Origin of the sequence: Roseburia sp. AM51-8, from assembly GCF_003478275.1 — a bacterium.
GTDB classification, from domain to species: Bacteria; Bacillota; Clostridia; order Lachnospirales; family Lachnospiraceae; genus Pararoseburia; species Pararoseburia lenta.
Genome location: NZ_QUEY01000003.1, coordinates 376,434 through 395,311, shown reverse-complemented (window position 1 = coordinate 395,311; position 18,878 = coordinate 376,434). Strand labels below are relative to the sequence as shown.

18 protein-coding genes, 2 tRNA genes and 1 pseudogene are annotated in these 18,878 nt (G+C 48.7%); all 21 read left to right on the top strand.

What is annotated here, in order from left to right; translation table 11 throughout:
* Positions 1–45 precede the first annotated feature (45 nt).
* The 21 genes and pseudogenes from DW996_RS08655 (at position 46) to DW996_RS08565 (ending at position 18,818) form a co-directional block, all read left to right on the top strand.
* Positions 46–1,053: a phosphotransferase gene (locus DW996_RS08655; protein WP_158573042.1), complete on the top strand. Its 1,008-nt coding sequence runs from the start codon at positions 46–48 to the stop codon at positions 1,051–1,053.
* Positions 1,054–1,067: 14 nt separating this feature from the next.
* The gene (locus DW996_RS08650; protein ID WP_118535441.1) at positions 1,068–1,424 is read left to right on the top strand and encodes a hypothetical protein; all 357 of its coding nucleotides are present in this window, start codon (positions 1,068–1,070) and stop codon (positions 1,422–1,424) included.
* Between the two features lie 11 nt (positions 1,425–1,435).
* On the top strand, positions 1,436–2,326 hold the full coding sequence (locus DW996_RS08645; RefSeq protein WP_118535440.1) for a PEGA domain-containing protein: 891 nt from the start codon (positions 1,436–1,438) through the stop codon (positions 2,324–2,326).
* 44 nt (positions 2,327–2,370) lie between these two features.
* Complete coding sequence (locus DW996_RS08640; RefSeq protein ID WP_118281487.1) at positions 2,371–4,104, top strand: phospho-sugar mutase; 1,734 nt, start codon at positions 2,371–2,373, stop codon at positions 4,102–4,104.
* A 182-nt stretch (positions 4,105–4,286) separates the two neighbouring features.
* The gene (locus tag DW996_RS08635) at positions 4,287–4,559 is read left to right on the top strand and encodes an HU family DNA-binding protein (RefSeq protein ID WP_118281488.1); all 273 of its coding nucleotides are present in this window, start codon (positions 4,287–4,289) and stop codon (positions 4,557–4,559) included.
* Positions 4,560–4,638: 79 nt separating this feature from the next.
* Positions 4,639–4,878, top strand: a complete 240-nt coding sequence (locus DW996_RS08630) for an RNA-binding S4 domain-containing protein (RefSeq protein ID WP_118281489.1) — start codon at positions 4,639–4,641, stop codon at positions 4,876–4,878.
* Positions 4,879–4,947: 69 nt separating this feature from the next.
* Positions 4,948–5,232, top strand: coding sequence for a sporulation protein YabP (yabP, locus tag DW996_RS08625; protein WP_118281490.1), 285 nt, complete (start codon positions 4,948–4,950; stop codon positions 5,230–5,232).
* A complete protein-coding gene (yabQ, locus tag DW996_RS08620; protein WP_118535439.1) occupies positions 5,232–5,657 on the top strand; it encodes a spore cortex biosynthesis protein YabQ in 426 nt (141 codons plus the stop codon). The genes yabP and yabQ overlap by 1 nt, the downstream gene beginning before the upstream one ends.
* The gene (locus DW996_RS08615) at positions 5,654–5,956 is read left to right on the top strand and encodes a septum formation initiator family protein (RefSeq protein ID WP_158575292.1); all 303 of its coding nucleotides are present in this window, start codon (positions 5,654–5,656) and stop codon (positions 5,954–5,956) included. Before yabQ ends, DW996_RS08615 begins: the two co-directional genes overlap by 4 nt.
* Positions 5,957–6,058: 102 nt before the next feature.
* A complete protein-coding gene (locus tag DW996_RS08610) occupies positions 6,059–7,900 on the top strand; it encodes a SpoIIE family protein phosphatase (RefSeq protein ID WP_118535437.1) in 1,842 nt (613 codons plus the stop codon).
* Between the two features lie 3 nt (positions 7,901–7,903).
* Positions 7,904–9,331, top strand: a complete 1,428-nt coding sequence (tilS, locus tag DW996_RS08605) for a tRNA lysidine(34) synthetase TilS (RefSeq protein WP_118535436.1) — start codon at positions 7,904–7,906, stop codon at positions 9,329–9,331.
* Positions 9,324–9,845 carry a hypoxanthine phosphoribosyltransferase gene (hpt, locus tag DW996_RS08600; protein WP_118281495.1) on the top strand — a complete coding sequence of 174 codons (522 nt, stop codon included), beginning with the start codon at positions 9,324–9,326 and terminating at the stop codon, positions 9,843–9,845. The genes tilS and hpt overlap by 8 nt, the downstream gene beginning before the upstream one ends.
* 135 nt (positions 9,846–9,980) lie before the next feature.
* Positions 9,981–11,717 carry an ATP-dependent zinc metalloprotease FtsH gene (gene ftsH / locus DW996_RS08595; protein WP_118535435.1) on the top strand — a complete coding sequence of 579 codons (1,737 nt, stop codon included), beginning with the start codon at positions 9,981–9,983 and terminating at the stop codon, positions 11,715–11,717.
* A gap of 333 nt (positions 11,718–12,050) precedes the next feature.
* Positions 12,051–13,193: an alpha amylase N-terminal ig-like domain-containing protein gene (locus DW996_RS14310; RefSeq protein WP_330428863.1), complete on the top strand. Its 1,143-nt coding sequence runs from the start codon at positions 12,051–12,053 to the stop codon at positions 13,191–13,193.
* A complete protein-coding gene (locus DW996_RS14305; RefSeq protein ID WP_330428862.1) occupies positions 13,118–14,086 on the top strand; it encodes an alpha-amylase family glycosyl hydrolase in 969 nt (322 codons plus the stop codon). Before DW996_RS14310 ends, DW996_RS14305 begins: the two co-directional genes overlap by 76 nt.
* Before the next feature lie 22 nt (positions 14,087–14,108).
* Complete coding sequence (locus tag DW996_RS08585; RefSeq protein WP_118535434.1) at positions 14,109–14,747, top strand: methylated-DNA--[protein]-cysteine S-methyltransferase; 639 nt, start codon at positions 14,109–14,111, stop codon at positions 14,745–14,747.
* A 71-nt stretch (positions 14,748–14,818) separates the two neighbouring features.
* Positions 14,819–14,900 (top strand) — tRNA-Tyr (locus DW996_RS08580).
* Between the two features lie 171 nt (positions 14,901–15,071).
* Positions 15,072–15,155: transfer RNA gene (locus DW996_RS08575), tRNA-Leu, on the top strand.
* Positions 15,156–15,241: 86 nt separating this feature from the next.
* Positions 15,242–16,114 carry a M15 family metallopeptidase gene (locus DW996_RS08570; RefSeq protein WP_118281498.1) on the top strand — a complete coding sequence of 291 codons (873 nt, stop codon included), beginning with the start codon at positions 15,242–15,244 and terminating at the stop codon, positions 16,112–16,114.
* Between the two features lie 3 nt (positions 16,115–16,117).
* Positions 16,118–17,001, top strand: a pseudogene (locus tag DW996_RS13380) (GTP-binding protein).
* Entirely contained in the window at positions 16,989–18,818 is a 1,830-nt protein-coding gene (locus tag DW996_RS08565) for an NYN domain-containing protein (RefSeq protein ID WP_243098729.1), read from the top strand. The pseudogene DW996_RS13380 and the gene DW996_RS08565 overlap by 13 nt, the downstream one beginning before the upstream one ends.
* The last annotated feature ends 60 nt before the right edge of the window (positions 18,819–18,878 follow it).

Here is an 18,878-nt window from a genome sequence, read left to right as displayed (position 1 = left end):
GAACAGATATCGAAGCATCATGTTCGTCTTATGGAGGATTTTTTTATGTGTGAAAATATAGAGAAAACACAGGTTGTTATTCCGCGTCTGGGACAGGGAGAAAATTTGCTGGGAGCCTATGCTCTGGAAGTTACGGGCGTGACAAAAGGAAGGGGGAGTCTTTTTATACATACGGCAGGGGCGGTCTATATGTTAAAGTCTTTTACCGGATCCATGGAAAAAGCACAAGGACTGGCGCAGGTGCTGGCAGAACTAAAGGCCTGGGATCCTGCGGTGGAGCAGATCCTGCCGACACAGGAGGGGGCATATGCGGTCCGGGAAGAAGGCGGACCGACCTATGTTTTAAAGTCTTACCAGCCCGGGCGGGAGTGTGACGTCAAAAATGCCTTTGAGGTCTTGGAGGGGGCAAGAAAACTGGCAGACCTGCACTTGCAGTTGGAAACGATAGAGACAGACAAAAAGGAGGTCTTTTTTGCGCCGCAGCATCTGCTGGCGGAGGAAGTCAGACGGCATAACCGGGAACTTAAGAACCTGCGGAATTATATCCGCAAGAAGAAAAAGAAGACGGGATTTGAAGACTTGTACGAGCAGGCATACGGGACTTTTTACGGACAGGGGGAGCAAGTGGAAGAAGAGATACTTTCCCTAAAGGAAGAATTACAGTTATGCCATGGCGATTATCACCATCACAATGTCTTGGATTGCAGCGGAACTTCGCACATACAGCATTTTGAGAGCATGCGCATGGACAGCGCCATGAGCGATCTGGCAAAATATACGAGAAAAGCCCTGGAAAAGAACCGCTGGAACGCGGAACTGGGCAGGCAGATGCTCATGACCTACCAGAGAGTCCGCCCTTTCCGCACGGGGGAATTGCAGCAACTCTATCTGCGCCTTTTGTATCCGGAAAAATTCTGGAAGATCGCCAATCATTACAATAACAACAAAAAGACATGGTCGTCCAAGCGTGACGGTGACAAATTGCGGCAGATCCTGGCGCAGGAGAAGGCACGTCAGGAATTTCTGGTCTTATTGTATAATCTGGCGGAATAGTTTATAATCGACCTATGAAAAACATAAGAAAAACAAGCGGTATTCTGCTGTGTCTGCTTGCTTGTCTTGGCGCTCTGAGTGCCTGTGGGAAAGAGGAATCGAACGAACCTTTTACCTATCGTGCGCCTGCCGCAAAGCAAGAGGAGGAGAAGGCAGACACGGAAGAAGATACGCAGGATTTTGTTATTGAACAAATGGATATGGTGGGAGAGACGATGACCCTGTATGCGCCGGAGTCTGAACGTCAGGTGCGCTATGCTTATACGCTGGGAACCCGTTTTATGGATAAGTATGGGGATTCTTATAGTTCGATCCATTTTACACCAGGGCAGGTTGTACAAATCGGGGACATTACGGCGGCATCTGCCTGAGCAGCGTGAAGATGTCTGATCAGGTCTGGAATCAGACAGATGTCACCAATTACAAGATCGACATGGAAAAAGGGATCTTTACGATCGGGCAGACCCAGTACCGGATCACTTCCAATACTATGGCTTTTTCTCAGGATGCAAGCATTAGTTTGGATATGATCGGGACGGATGACACCTTGCAGGTTATCGGCAAGGACAAAGAGGTCTGGTCCGTCATTGTGACGACTGGGCATGGGTATATCCAATTGCAGAATTCTTCCATCTTTGTGGATAGTATGATCTGTATCGGCAACCGGATCTTTACTAAGATCACTGGGGATATGCTTCTGGAGGTGCCGGAAGGAACCTATGCCATCACGGTTGCCAACAAGGGCTATGGCGGAACCGGGACATATACCGTGGCACGCGGAGAGACAACGTTAGTTGATCTTGATCAGTTAAAAGGCAGTGGACCAAAAGTATGTCAGTTGACGGTTACATCTGAAGTGGCAGGTGCATCGGTCTACATTGACGGACAGCAGATCACGGTCGGACAGGCAGTGCCGGTTACCTATGGATCTCATACCCTAAAGGTTGTGGCAGAGGGATATGATGACTGGCAAAAGACACTGATCGTCAATTCCGAAAGTGCGACGATCTCACTGGATCTGGAAGAAAGTGAGAGCACGACAGGGGATAAGCAGAGTGAAGAAGATACATCAACATCTTCCGATACCGGTAAGAGCAGCGGTTCATCAAACAGCAGTACCAATAGTAACAAGTCTACCGGATCGACCAGCAAGAGTTCATCAAGTAAGAGCAGTTCGTCCAAGACTTCGGACAGCAGTTCTTCCAGTCTTACGGATACGGACTACCTGACGACCATTTCAAAGATGTTATCTACATTGCTTGACGAAAATTAGTCTGGCAATTATCATAAAAACAGAACACATATAAGGAGGATACTATGGGTTACAAAGAGCAGTATATGCAGTGGCTGGAAAGCGACTACATGGATGAGGCTACAAAGGAAGAACTGCGTCAGATCGCAGGAGATGAGAAGGAGATCGAGGAGAGATTCTACACGGAATTGGAATTTGGCACCGCGGGTCTCCGTGGTATTATCGGTGCAGGCTGTAATCGTATGAATGAATATACCGTGCGCAAGGCAACACAGGGGCTTGCCAACTACATCTTAAAGGTCGGCGGTCAGGACCGCGGCGTAGCGATCGCCTACGATTCCAGACATATGTCACCGGAATTCGCAGATGTAGCAGCACTTTGCTTAGCAGCAAACGGCATTAAGGCATATGTGTTTGAATCCCTTCGTCCAACACCGGAATTATCTTATGCTGTACGTAAATTACATACAATTGCTGGTATTAATATTACTGCAAGTCATAATCCACCAGAGTACAATGGCTACAAAGTATATTGGGAAGATGGTGCGCAGATCACACCGCCACATGACAGCGGCATCATGAACGAGGTTAAGGCGATCTCAGACTACGCTGTATGCAAGAAGATGGACAAGGATGCAGCCATTGCAGCAGGTCTGTATCAGACGATCGGTGCGGATATCGACGATCCTTATATCGAAGAGTTAAAGAAATTAGTCGTACATCAGGATGCCATTGATGCAGTGGGATCTCAGATCAAGGTCGTTTACACACCACTGCATGGTACCGGAAACATCCCGGTGCGACGTGTCTTAAAAGAACTTGGCTTTACCAATGTCTATGTGGTACCGGAGCAGGAATTGCCGGATGGAGATTTCCCTACCGTTTCCTATCCGAACCCGGAGGCAAAGGAAGCCTTCACTTTGGGACTGGCATTGGCAAAGAAAGTGGATGCTGATCTTGTTCTTGCGACAGACCCGGATGCTGACCGACTTGGCGTATATGTCAAGGATGCCAAGACCGGCGAGTATCATCCTCTGACCGGTAATATGTCAGGCTGTCTGATCGGCGATTATCTGATCGGACAAAAGAAAGAGTTACAGGGACTGCCGGAAGATGGTGTCTTTGTGCGTTCAATCGTCTCTACCAACATGGCAGATGCGATCGCAGACTACTACGGCATCGAATTGGTTGAAGTTTTGACCGGATTTAAGTTCATCGGTCAGAAGATCTTAGAAATGGAAAAGACAGGCAAGGGAACTTACCTCTTTGGTATGGAAGAAAGTTACGGCTGTCTGACAGGCACCTATGCAAGAGATAAGGATGCGGTTGTGGCTTCTATGGCTCTTTGTGAGGCTGCCGCATATTACAAGACCAAGAATATGACCCTCTGGGATGCTATGATCGCTATGTATGAGCGTTATGGTTATTATCAGGATGGCATTACAGCCATTACCTTAAAGGGCATCGAGGGCTTGGAAAAGATCGGACAGATCATGAATACCCTGCGTGCAGAGGCACCAAAGGAGATCGGTGCTTATCAGGTGACAGCCGTCCGCGATTATAAGAACGATACGATCACTGATATTGCTACCGGTGCCGTACGCCCGACCGGACTTCCAAGTTCCAATGTGCTTTATTATGAACTGACGGATGATGCATGGGTATGCGTCCGTCCTTCCGGTACAGAGCCAAAGGTTAAATTCTATTTTGGTATCAAGGGAAGTTCCCTGGCGGATGCAGATGCTAAGGCAGAGGCTATGAAAGCGGCTGTCAATGCCTTGGTAGAAAAGATGTTGTAGTATTCTTACACAAAGATTATTTATTATTTTGTATAATATGGCAAAACGTCGGGAAACCTTGAAAATATAAGGGCTTTGCCTTGACAAAAATAGGTAAAACCTTTATAAATATTTTTGTAGTTATTTTGGAGGCAGACCTCTGACATAATATTTTATTTTATATTCCATAGGAGGAAGTTAATATGAACAAAACAGAATTAGTTGCAGCTATGGCTAGCAAGGCAGATCTTTCAAAAAAGGATGCAGAAGCAGCATTAAAGGCATTTACAGATGTTGTTGCAGAAGAACTCAAGAAGGGTGAGAAGATCCAGTTAGTTGGATTCGGTACTTTTGAAGTATCTGAGAGAGCTGCTAGAACAGGAAGAAATCCTCAGACTGGCGCTGAGATGAAGATCCCGGCTTCTAAGGCTCCTAAGTTCAAGGCTGGTAAGGCTTTAAAGGATATGATGAACTAATTCATATTGTTTTATGAACATCTGGCTCAAAACTTCGGTTTTGAGCCTTTTTTGTATAAGCAGGAAGGAAGTAAGGACAATGCGCTTAGATAAGTTTTTGAAGGTGTCCCGTCTGATCAAACGCCGCACTGTGGCAAACGAGGCGTGTGATGCAGGGCGTGTCATGGTCAATGGCAAAGAGGCAAAGGCTTCGGTCAAGGTCAAGGTAGGAGACATCATTGAGATCGCCTTTGGCAACAAGCCGGTCAAGGTCGAGGTGCTGGCACTCTTAGATACGACCAAAAAGGAAGAGGCAAAGGACATGTTCCGTTACCTATAGGAATTGCTGTCATAAAGTTGGATTTCTGACATAGGATAGAGATATAAGAATGTATCAGGAGGAGATCCTATGGAAGAAAAACAGGTCATGACCAACCACAAATTATTGATGACGAACCGGAAAGGAATCAGCCTTACCGGGATTTTAGATGTGATCTCCTTTGATCTGCGGGAGATCTTATTGGAAACCTCGGAGGGGATGCTTACCATCAAGGGCAATGATCTCCATATCAACCGCCTGTCTGTGGAAAAAGGCGATCTGGAAGTAGAAGGCAGGGTAGACGCCTTGCTCTATTCCGAAGTTGTCTCCGCTAAGGCGATGGGCGAGAGCTTTTTAGGACGGATGTTTAAATAATGCATTTGTATTCTTTTGTGACGGAACAGGGACATATCCTCTGGGTCATGTTTCTTCTGGGCATAGGTCTGGGATTGGGATACGATCTGATCCGCACCCTGCGACGCATCAGCAAAATTACCAAAGAGGGGGCGGCTCTGGGCGATTTTTTCTATTGGATCGTTGCAGGTCTTGTTATTTGGCAGGTACAAAATGCAGAAACGGAGGGGATTTTACGTTTTTGTCAATTATTTATAGGTGCAGCCGGGATGATTTTGTATTATGCTATAGGTAGTAAGTTGGTAAGACGGATATTGTATGTCCCACTTGCTGTCATCTGTAAATTTTTTTCAAGCCTTTACCGCTATATGGGGAAAGGCTGTGATCGTCTGTTTGCCTTTCTGGCAAAATGGACAGAACAAAAAGAAAAAAGGGACGATATATGAGTAGAAGACCGAGAAAGAAAAAGAAAAATAGAAATAGCGCAGGAAGGATCTCTTTTCTCTGCATTGGTATATTCTTAGTGCTGGTGCTCTCCGTGCAGATGGTGCGCCTATACCAGAAGAATGAGGCCTTGGTGCAGACGGAGCAGACCAAGCAGAATGAACTGAGCGAGCAAGAGGACAAGCAAAAGGAACTGGAGGAACAGGAACAGTATATCCAGTCGGATGAATACAAAGAAAAAGTTGCCAAGGATAAATTGGGCTTGGTTTATGATAATGAGACGATTTTTCGCGAAAAATAGAACATAAAGATGATAGAAAAAAGATAAGCAGGACTTCCTTTGACAAATAATGCAGGGAAGTCCTTTTATAATAGCCTCTGCAAGTGAAATAGGAGGCACATTATGAAAGACAAGATTGCAAGAACTTTGATTTATCTGCTTCTGGGGCTGTTGGCCTGCCATATTAAGATGCTGGGATGCTATCCTTTTGTGGCAGTCATATTTGGGGCGTGTTATCTGAACGAGGAGAACAGGCGATTGTGTGTGCCGTTTTCCTATTTGTGGATGGTACTCTTTTTGCCGATCGCATCCCTCTTTCGCTACGGCGTGACATTTTTAGTCTGGATGGTGGTACTTGCGATCTTCTGGCATATGCATATATTGGTGCGTCGCATGGGGCAGACAAGCCTTTTGGGCATGATTCTGGTGGCGATCACCTATGGCGGACGCGTGATGACGGCGACACAGACCATGACCTTTCCCTATGGGATCCTGCCAGTGCTGGAGGGGCTTTTGGTGGCTGGTGGAGCCTATTTTACCTGTCGGGGGATGGATCTTTTGGAGGAGGTCTGGCACAGTATGCAAAAAAAGACCGGTACCCGTGTCCTTCCCCTCCAGGCAAGAGAATATTCCAGAGCCATGAGTGGGCTGGCACAGAGCATGGAGGCGCTGGTAAGACCGAAAGAAGGGGAAGCAGGCATGGGATTTGTCGCCATGCAGCAGGAGTTGCGGGGACGGATCTGCGGAGATTGTGGACGCTACGAGACATGTCTGGCACAGGGGAGTGCCATGTCACTTGCCATGGAGCAGTTGTTTGCCCAGGCAGAAAAAGGACAAAAGATCGATCCGGTCTTACAGGAGAAGATCGGGCGGCAGTGCGAGCGGGCGGAACTTTTGATCCGGGAAGCACTGGGAATCTTTGAGCGTACCGAGTTAAATCTGGCATGGTATCGCCGCCTGTGTGAGCATAGGGAAATGATTGCCGGACAGATCGATGCCATGGCATATGTGATGGAAGACTGTATGGAGGCGGACAGGCTTTGCGATGACAAAGAACGCTGGCTTTTGGCAAAGATCCGTTTCCATTTGCGCGAGGTCGGGCTTAGGGTATGGAATCTGCATTTTTACCGGCGGAAAAACGGAACCTGTCGGATCCTTATGGAACTGGCGGCGCGCGCCGGTGTCTGCATGACCAGCAAGGAGGTGCTGGCGATCATAGAGACCTGTACCGGACAAACTCTTATGATGGTTGAACAGAACCGCAGTATTGTGGGGCGCGAGCGGGCAGACTATGTCTTTGTGACAAGACCGAAACTGGAGTGCACCTATGGCGTTGCCAAGATGTTACAGCGGGGGCAGACGATCTCCGGGGACAGTTTCGGCACCAGACGCTTGGAGCAGGGAGTCTTTGTTATGGCACTATCCGATGGGATGGGCAGCGGAAGACAGGCACACGAGGAGAGTGATACGGTCGTCAGCCTTTTTTTGCAGTTTGCCGAAGCCGGTTTTACCATAGATATGGCATTGCGCCTGATGAATGCGGCAATGATCTTTGGCGCGGAGGCAGAACGATTTTCGACGCTGGATGCCTGTCTGGTGGACGAATATACCGGGATCGTGGATTGTTATAAGGTGGGGGCACATGTCTCCTTTGTGCGCCATAAAAGGCGGACGGAAGTGATCGAGGCGGACAGCCTGCCTATGGGAGCCAGTGCTTCCCTGGAGGCACTGCCTTTTCGGTCCTATCTGGAAGCAGGGGACTATCTTGTACTCGTTACGGATGGTGTGTTAGAATATTTGCAGGTTGAGGACGCGGTAGAGATGCTGCGTCAGTTGATCGAAGAACTGGCAGATACAGATGCCGTGACATTTGCACGAAAGATCATAGAGCGTGTCCTGCTCTTTACCGGAGGGACAGCGGCGGATGATATGACCGTGCTGGTCTTGAAGGCGTTGGAAAGGTAAGAAATGCAGCAGGCAAAATGGGAAGAAAGTGTTTGCAGATTCATAGAGCAGGAAGACCTCATACATCCGGGTGACGGTGTCTTGGTCGGCGTGTCGGGTGGGGCAGATTCTGTGGCGCTCTTACGCTTTCTATGGCAGATGCGTGACCGTCTGGGGATCTGTCTGCGCTGTATTCATGTAGAACATGGCATCCGGGGACAGGAGAGCCTGCGGGATCAATATTTCGTAGAAGAACTGTGCCGGGATCTGGGAATAGAGGAGCGGACCATATCGGTCAAAGACCGCCTGCAGGATGCGGTTTTAGCGCAGACGGCTGTGGAGGAAGCAGCGCGGGAGGCGCGTTATGCGGTTCTTACGCAGGAAGCCGAGGCTTGGGAAAAAGAACTGGGGCACCCGGTGCGCATTGCCTTAGCCCATCATGCCGGAGACAACGGAGAGACCATGCTTTTTCATCTGGTGCGGGGTACGGGACTGGAGGGCATGCGGGGCATGCCGGTCAAAAGGGGACGTATCATCCGTCCTTTCCTATCCTCAAGCCGGGCACAAGTGGAAGCCTATCTGGCGGGTCTGGGGCAGACCTACTGCCAGGACAGCACGAATACGGATATCCATTATGACAGGAACCGCCTGCGTCATCAGGTCATGCCGGAACTGCAAAAGATCAATGCTCAGGCAGGCGATCATCTGGGCAGGGAAGCCTTATATCTGGGGCAGGTGGCAGATTATATCCGACAGGTGGCAAAAGACCTGCTTGCCCAGTCTAGGCAGGGAGATCTGCTCTTGGCAGAACCTTTGAAAGACCAGCCTTCCTTTTTGCGGTGTCAGGTCCTATACCTGTGGCTGGCGGCTTATGTAGCCGGTCTGCGGGACATCAGCACGGCACATTTGGAAGCCTTGGATCAACTCTTTTCGGCGCAGACGGGGCGCAGAGTGGAACTGCCTTATGGCTTGAGCGTTGCCCGCACATACGAAGGCTTGGAAATGCGATGTGGGGACAGTGGCCTTGAAAAAGAGGATCTTTGCCATACTTTTTCGGCGGAGGAGATCCAAGAAGGAATCCGTATCCCTTTGCCGGAGACAGGAAAATATATAGAGGTATCGAGTTTTTCCTATGATCCCAAGATGGAAATTCCTAGAAAATTCTATACGAAATGGTTCGATTATGATAAGATAAAGAATGCTATTCAATTACGCTATAGGCGTAAGGGAGACTATCTGACCGTGACGGCGTCCGGTGGTCGCAAGTCATTACAGGATTATTTTGTCAACGAAAAGGTATCCAGGTGGGAACGTGATCGGGTTCCGCTTTTATGCGATGGCGACCATGTGATCTGGGCGGTTGGTTATCGGATCAGTACGTATTATAAAGTAGACGATCATACAAAAAGAATATTAAAAATACAGATTTTGGAGGAAAATGAAAATGAGTGAGACAATCAGAGAGATGATCCCTGAGGCGGATCTGGCAGCAAGAATTGCAGAGTTAGGAGCACAGATCAGCAAAGACTATGAAGGAGAGAGCGTATATGTGATCTGTATTCTGCGCGGCGCATCTTTCTTTGCCTGCGAACTGGCAAAAAGGATCACCGTTCCGGTAACGATCGATTTTATGACAACTTCCAGTTATGGTTCCGGTACCGTATCTACCGGTGAGGTCAAGATCAAGAATGATGTCGAGATTCCGGTAGATGGACGCAATGTCCTGATCGTGGAGGATATCATCGACAGCGGCAACACTCTGCACTTTTTACAGGATGTATTTAAGGAGCGCAATGCCAAGAGCGTTCGTCTGTGCACCATGTTAGATAAGCCGGATCGCCGTGAGGTAGATGTGGACGTTGATTATGTCGGATTCACGATTCCGGATGAGTTTGTTGTAGGCTATGGTCTGGATTATGACCAGAAGTATCGTAATCTGCCATACATCGGGGTTGTAGAGTTATAAAGGAGGCAATCATTGAAAAAGAATAGAGTGGGTCTGGGCTTATATGTTGTGCTGATCCTGATCGTGGTATTTATCTGGTATTCCATTTCCAATCCACAGACGGCAACTTATACTTCCAGCTAGTTTGACAAGGCATTGGCAAAGGGCGAAGTGGCATCCGCAGTCATTCACCAGAATGAACAGGTGCCGACCGGATCGGTGACGATCACGACGACTGCCGGTGGGAAATTTACCGTCTATGTGTCTGATGTAGGCGAGTTGCAGGATACCCTGGATGAGGCAGGCGTTGACTACAGTTTAAATGATGTTCCCAACAGCGGCTTCATGGAGAGCCTGCTCCCAATGCTGATCGTTGTTGCGGTCGTATTCATCCTCTTTATGATGATGATGAATGCACAGGCACAGGTGGGTGGCGGAGCCAATACCAAGATGATGAATTTTGGCAAGAGCCGTGCTACGATGACAACGCAGGACAAGATGCCGGTGCGTTTTGCACAGGTAGCAGGTCTGAGAGAAGAAAAAGAAGAGTTAGAAGAGATTGTAGATTTTCTGAAAGATCCGGCAAAATACACCAAGGTGGGTGCCCGTATTCCTAAGGGATTGATCTTAGTCGGACCTCCGGGAACCGGTAAGACTTTGCTTGCCAAGGCAGTTGCCGGAGAGGCAGGCGTGCCGTTTTTCAGTATTTCGGGATCTGATTTTGTTGAAATGTTTGTAGGTGTCGGTGCATCCCGTGTGCGTGACCTTTTTGCAGAGGCAAAGAAGAATGCGCCTTGTATCGTCTTTATCGACGAGATCGATGCCGTGGCAAGACGACGCGGAACCGGTATGGGCGGCGGACATGACGAGCGTGAGCAGACCTTGAACCAGATGCTGGTCGAGATGGATGGTTTTGGTGTCAACGAGGGTATTATCGTGATGGCAGCGACCAACCGTGTTGATATTCTGGATCCGGCGATCATGCGTCCGGGACGATTTGACCGCAAAGTCTTTGTTGGACGACCGGATGTTGGCGGACGTGAGGAGATCCTGCATGTGCATGCCAAGAATAAGCCTTTGGGGGATGATGTGGATCTCAAGCAGATTGCACAGACGACCGCAGGCTTTACCGGAGCCGATCTGGAAAATCTCTTAAATGAGGCGGCAATCTTAGCGGCAAAAGAGGGCAGAGTTTATATCTGCCAGAATGATATCAAGAGATCTTTTGTCAAAGTAGGTCTGGGTACGGAGAAAAAGAGCCGTATCATTTCCGAAAAAGAGAAGAAGATCACGGCATACCACGAGGCTGGACATGCCATTCTCTTCCATGTCCTCCCGGATGTCGGACCGGTCTATTCGGTATCCATCATTCCGACCGGACAGGGAGCAGCGGGTTATACTATGCCGCTGCCGGAAAAGGATGAAATGTTCAACACCAAGGGTAAGATGTTACAGGATATCATCGTTTCTCTGGGCGGTCGTGTGGCGGAGGAGATCATTTTTGACGACATCACGACAGGGGCATCTTCGGATATCAAGAAGGCGACCCAGACAGCCAAGGATATGGTCACCAAGTATGGTTTCTCCGCAGAAGTCGGACCGATCAACTACGATAATGATGAGGATGAAGTTTTTATCGGCAGGGACTTGGCACATACCAGAGGCTATGGTGAGCAGGTTGCATCGACCATTGATGGCGAAGTCAAGCGCATCATTCAGGAATGTTATGCCAAGGCAACTGGACTGATCAAAGAGCATGAGGATGTTTTACACAAGTGTGCAGAACTCCTTCTGGAAAAAGAAAAGATCGGACGTGCAGAGTTTGAGGCTCTCTTTGGCGGTGATCCGATCCCGCAGCCGGAAGAAGAAGGCGTGGTTGTGGAAGGAATTTAAGTTGGGAAAAGGGCTTATGATTGTTATTTGAAAGACATTTTTGTACATGTTGCATAAAAACATCTATGCAAAATTAGTAACTTTGTGAACACTTATGGGTGGACGCATTATATAATAACAATCGTAAAAACCCCCCAATACATTATATAAATATTTTTGCTAACCCCATAGTAAAAATACCTTCTCCTAAAAAGACAGCGTTTGATAGCTGTCTTTTTTACTTTCTATTTTATTTTTTCTGTATTTGAGAAAAATCTACAAAAATCCCTAGAAAAGACAAGATAAACTGAGTATGATAAAAGAAGATAACATGCGAGATAAGAGGATAAGAGTATGAATACAGAAGCAATTTACAGCGATGAGACAGGACAGTATGTGATCCCTATGGAGGCAAATCCGGGCGACCGGGTCACCATTCGTCTGCGTGTCGCACATGGGCATGCAAGGGAGATCTATCTGCTGGCGCAGGATACGCATTACCTGATGCGCCCGGCACAGGCAGGCGAGCGTTTTGATTACTATGAGACACAGGTGCAGTTGGGAGACCAGTCGTTTTCCTATTGTTTTTCAATTCGGGAGAATGAGCAGGAGCAATGCTATTTTGATAAATACGGCGTGAGTCAGGAGATCCGACCGGAGTATGCCTTTCGCATCCTGCCGGGCTTTGCGACGCCGGATTGGGCAAAGGGCGCTATCATGTATCAGATTCTGGTCGACCGTTTTGCCAACGGAGATCCGACCAATGATGTGCTGGACAATGAGTACCATTACATTAAGACTATGAGCCGACAGATCAGGGATTGGAACCAGCTGCCAAATGCCGATTTTGGTGTGGCTGAGTTCTATGGCGGAGATCTGGAAGGGGTGCGGCAGAAATTATACTATCTGAAAAGTCTGGGAGTAGAGGTTATCTACTTCAACCCGTTGTTTGTCTCTCCTTCCAACCACAAATATGATATTGCAGATTATGACCATATCGATCCCCATTATGGCAAGATTGTCTTAGACCAAGGGCAGACCCTGCCGGAAGGTGCAAGGGACAATGCCGGGGCAAGTCGTTTTATCAATCGTGTGACGGCAAAGGAAAATCTGGAGGCCTCCAATCAGTTCTTTGCGGATTTTATCGCAGAGGCACACGCCAGAGGCATCCGTGTGATTCTGGATGGTGTCTTTAATCATTGTGGTTCCTTTAACAAATGGCTCAACCGGGAAAAGATCTATCGCCCTGACAAGGGCTATGCATCGGGAGCCTATGAAGCAGCAGACAGCCCATATCACGATTATTTTCATTTTTATGATGAAAACCAGTGGCCGGACAATGGCACGTATGAGGCTGGTGGGGGCATGATACCCTGCCGAAACTCAATTACGAGGGCTCGGAGGATCTCTACCGCTATATCTTGGAGATCGGGAAAAAATGGGTTTCTCCGCCTTATAATGCGGATGGCTGGCGTCTGGATGTGGCGGCAGACTTAGGGCACAGTCCGGAATTTAACCATCAGTTCTGGCGGGATTTCCGTAAAGCAGTCAAGAGTGCAAACCCGGATGCCATCATCTTGGCAGAGCATTATGGGGATGCGTCTTCCTGGTTACGGGGCGATGCCTGGGATACGGTCATGAATTATGATGCTTTTATGGAGCCGATCTCTTATTTTGTGACTGGAATGGAGAAACACAGTGATGCCTATGAGCCGGGAGCACAGGGCGACAGTGAGCGGTTTGAAAATGCCATGCGTTATTATATGACCAAATTTACAGGTTCCTCTCTTTATACAGCCATGAACCAGTTGTCAAATCACGACCATTCTCGCTTTTTGACCAGAACCAATCATAAGGTGGGCAGAGCCTCTGCGCTGGGGGTGGCGGCAGCATCCGAGGGCATCAATATACCGCTTTATAAGGTGGCAGTCCTGATGCAGATGACCTGGCCTGGAGCACCGACCTTATACTATGGGGATGAGGCGGGCGTGTGTGGTTTCACCGACCCGGATAACCGTCGTACCTATCCGTGGGGAAAGGCGGATTATCCTCTGGTTGATTATCATCGGGATATGATCATGGTGCATAAGTGCAGCAGTGCCTTGCGGCGCGGCTCCTTTAAATTCCTAAAGCGGATGAAGAACTTTATCTCCTATGGACGTTTTAACGAGCAGGAGCGCTATGTGGTGGCTGTCAATGTAGGCGCGGAGACCCTAGAGGCAGATGTACCGGTCTATCTGGCTGAGGTGGCAGATGGTTTTATGGTACAGGCGATGCTCACCAACGAAAAAGGATATTCGATCATGCCAACCAAGTATGCCGTCAAGGACGGTATGATGCATGTTAGTCTAACGGCAAATAGCGGTATGGTCTTTAAGCAGGAAGTATAGAGAAGAAAGTGCAGGTGGCGAAGTGAGGACAAGAGAAGAAGCCTTAGCCTATGGGCTGTCATTTCCGGGAACTTATCAGGAAGCACCCTTCCATGATCCGAATTGGCAGTTGGTGCGGGTGCAGGGCAGTAAAAAGGCGTTTCTATGGACTTATGAAATGGATGGACTCATCCATTTGAATGTCAAGGTGGATCCCCAGTGGCGGGATTTCTGGCGGGATGCTTACGAGGCTGTCCTGCCCGGCTATCATCAGAATAAAGAGCACTGGAATACCATACGGCTGGATGGAACCATACCAGATGACGATATCAAGCGAATGATCGCTGAAAGTTATGATCTGGTGACGGACAGTCCGACCAAGCGTATATATGAAGCCGTCAAGCGGATCCCAAAGGGGCATGTGGCAACTTATGCACAGGTGGCAAAGATGGCTGGCAATGAGAAAATGTGCCGGGCGGTCGGAAATGCCCTGCACAAGAACCCGGATCCGGACCATATTCCCTGTTTTCGTGTTGTCAATGCCAAAGGACAACTCTCCGGTGCATTTGCTTTTGATGGACCAGAGGAGCAGGCAAGGAGACTTCGGGCGGATGGTATTGTGGTAGAAAATGGCAGAGTCGATCTGGAAAAATATGGTATGAAAGACCCACACGACGAATAAAAAAATTCTTGCGTGCGTAAAAAGCCTGTGCTATAATCTTATTTTGTCAGGACATGAATTTGTTTTGAAATGGGTGGTTTCCCGAGTGGCCAAAGGGGACAGACTGTAAATCTGCTGCATCTTGCTTCGGTGGTTCGAATCCACCACCACCCATTGCACATAAGATGCCAACGGCGTTTCACTTGTTGTCATCTAAGTGCTCGTAACAACACTTGACTACTAAGTTCGAACTTCACTTGCGTTCGTTCTCACTAAGGGTCAAGTACGTATCGCACGTAAGATGCCAACGGCGTTTCACTTGTTGTCATCTAAGTGCTCTAACAGGCCGCAGTGGCGGAACTGGCAGACGCGCAGGACTTAAAATCCTGTGGTGGTGACATCGTACCGGTTCGATTCCGGTCTGCGGCAGTTTCTGTAAGGAGGACTTCTTTCTGAATAGAAAGAGGTCCTCTTTTGTATAATAGGCAATTTATAGCAATAGGAGGGATCGGCGCATGGCAGAAAAAGGCGCAGACAATCGGAAAGAAAAAACTTCCCATCGGATACGCTACGGAAGCCTTATCGTCATGCTGGCGGTACTGATTTTGGGCATCGTATATCTGCACGGAATGGTGCAAAGGTCGGAAGAAAAAGCACCGGCAAGTCAGAGTGAAACGCCCGGAGCGGGGCAGGAGACGACCATCTTAGAGAGCATCGAGGATCTGAAAGCAGGGCAGATTCTAGATGCGGCAAGCCTTGATCTGAATGATCCGGACAAATATTTTACTTCAAGTCAGCTTACTGAGGAACAAAAAGAAGATATGAAGGGAAAATCTTATATAGATAACCCGGATATTTCTTACGACGACCTGTCTTGCCTTAAGGTCTTACATTATAATTATGAGCATGAGATACAGGTGGGAGAGATCGTTGTGAATACAAAGGTCGCAGAGGATTGCCGACAGATCTTTTTAGAACTTTTTCAGGAGGGATATGAGATCCATTCCATGTATCGGATCGATCGGTTTTACGGAGACGATACGACGCGTGATGCCGAGCAGGCTGATATCGACTCTATCAATCAGGATAATACCTCCGCTTTTCATTATCGTAAGATCGCAGGGACAAATGTCACATCTGAGCATGCATATGGCATGGCGATCGATATCAACCCTCTGGAAAATCCTTATGTGCCTGCAAATGATGTGACGGCGGCGGGAGCCAGCCCTTACTTGCAGTATGATCTTTATAAGGATCGAAGCAATCTTCGTCCGCACATGATCACGCATGAGGATATCTGCTATCAGATTTTTACAAGGCATGGTTTTACCTGGGGCGGCGATTGGAAGGGAACAAAAGATTATCAACATTTTGAAAAGGAAATGTAGCGAATGAAACGATTGACCATAGGTATTCTGGCACATGTGGATGCCGGAAAGACAACCTTATCGGAAGCCCTTTTGTATGAGACGGGGGCGATCCGTAGCATGGGACGGGTAGATCATGGGGATGCCCATCTGGATACCGATGCCATGGAGAAAGCGCGTGGAATCACCATTTTTCAAAAATGGCACGCTTTGCGTATGGAGATGCGGAATATGTACTTTTAGATACACCGGGACATGCGGATTTTACAGCGGAGATGGAGCGTACCCTGTCGGTACTGGACTATGCCATTCTCGTGATCAGTGGGATTGATGGTGTGCAGGGACATACGCGTACCCTGTGGAAACTTTTGCAAAATTATAATGTTCCATGCATCCTTTTTATCAATAAAATGGATGTGAGTCACAGAGGCAAGGAAGAATTACTTTCTCATTTGCAGGAAAAATTAGCGGATGCCTGCATGGACTTTGGGGCTTTTTATGGGAATGCGCCTATGAGCGATCGAGACAAGGAACCTATCGCCCTGTGCAGTGAACCGCTCTTGGATGCTTTTTTAAATACCGGTGACCTAGATCAGAAACTCCTGGTGGAGGCGATCGCAAAAAGACAGATCTTTCCGGTTTTATTTGGGTCTGCCCTCAAAGTGCAGGGAGTAAAGGAACTTTTGCGCCTCATGCAGGACTATATGCGTCAGCCGTCCTGGGGGCAGGATTTTGCTGCCAGATGCTTTAAGATTGGACGGGACGAAAAGGGCAACCGTCTGACTTATCTCAAGATCCTGGGCGGGGCAATGCATATCAAAGATAACCTGTCATATACCATCCTTTTGCGGGGACAGACGGAGATACCGAGGAAGAAGGAGCAGAGGAGAACTGTTTGGAAAAGGTAAACCAGATCCGCCTGTATTCCGGGGAATGTTACGAGTGTGTAGATCGGGTGGAGGCAGGCGAGGTTTGCGTTATTTTAGGCTTGAGCCGGTCTTATGCAGGTATGACACTGGGTGACTGCGCGCGGGAAGAACATGCGATCATAGAACCGGTACTTTCCTATGAAGTGATTCCGCCGGAAGGTTGTGCGCCTCATGTCCTGCTATCTTATATGCGGCAGTTGGAGGAGGAAGATCCGACCCTTCGTGTGACCTGGCAGGAGAGGGCAAGACAGGTGCATGTGCATCTTATGGGACCGGTTCAGACGGAAGTCCTGCAGCAGCAGTTGAAAAAGAGATACGGTATTCTGGTTACCTTTGGTGCAGGAAAAGTGCGTTATAAGGAGACGATACGCGGTGCGGTAGAGGGTGTGGGGCATTTTGAACCCCTGCGTCATTATGCGGAGGCGCATATACTGATCGAGGAACTGCCGCAGGGAAGCGGCATGGAATACGCCATGGACTGCCCACCGGATGTCCTGGATCTGAACTGGCAGCGCCTGATCTATACACACCTTGCGGAGCGAACACACCGGGGCGTTTTGACCGGATCTCCTCTTACAGATGTGCGCCTGACTGTTGTGAGTGGCAAGGCACACAAAAAACACACGGAGGGCGGAGATTTTAGACAGGCAACCTATCGGGCAGTTCGACAGGGACTGCGCAAGGCGCAGAGCGTGCTCTTAGAGCCATATTACCGGGTGCGGATCGAGATGCCGCAGCAGGCGCTGGGACGTGTTATGACGGATATGAGCAGGATGTATGGCAAGTTCGACGCACCAATCTTAGAAAATGAGACAGCCGTCTTGCAGGGAATCGCGCCGGTAGCCCTCATGCGGGACTACGGTGCAGTGCTGGCGCAGGTAACCGGTGGTCTAGGGCAGATGACACTTGCTTTGGAAGGCTATTTTCCGTGCCACAATCAGGATGAGGTGGTAGCAGAGATTGCCTATGACCCGGATAAGGATCTGCGCAATACCTGTGATTCGGTATTTTGTGGTCACGGGGCAGGCTATCTGGTGCCTTGGTACGAGGTCGAGGACAAGATGCATATGCCGATGGCGTCCTATCTGTATGAGAAAAAGCAGGAAGCGAGCATGGATCAGGTCATTGCGGCAGCCAAGGCGAGGGCGGAAGCCATGCGGCAGGGACAGCCCCAGGGCTATGACGGTTACGGCGGACTGGAGTCGGATCTGGAAGAGATCTTTGTCCGTGAATTTGGGGAGATCAAGCGGCGATTGCCGGGCGCAGAGAAGCGTGTGATCGATGCAGACAAAAAAGACCGGATGCAGGAAGCACGCGAAGCCTATCAAAAGGCACACGCCAGGGACAAGAAGGTTGCGATCAGAAAGAAATATCTTCTGGTCGATGGATATAATGTCATTTTTGCATGGAAAGAGTTGGATGAGATCGCCAAGACCAGCATTGACGGAGCCAGAGGCAGACTGCTGGATATCATGTGCAATTATCAGGGACATGTGGGACAGGAAGTGATCGTTGTTTTCGATGCCTATCGGGTGCGTGGTCATGTGGAAGAAGTGGTGGATTATCATAATATCCATGTAGTCTACACCAGGGAGGCGGAGACGGCAGATGCCTATATTGAGCGCACGACCCATGATATGGCGGATAAATACGAGGTGACGGTGGCAACATCGGATCGCCGAGAGCAGATGATCGTCATTGGCGAAGGGGCAAGGCGATTTTCGGCAAGGGATCTGGAAAAGGAAGTAGAACGCGTCAATCGGGAGGCTATGGAAGCATTCAAACCGCTGGAATGAGACAATTTTTGACAGACAAGCCATAGGAGTATGTGGTATACTAATCTACATGGTATGAGA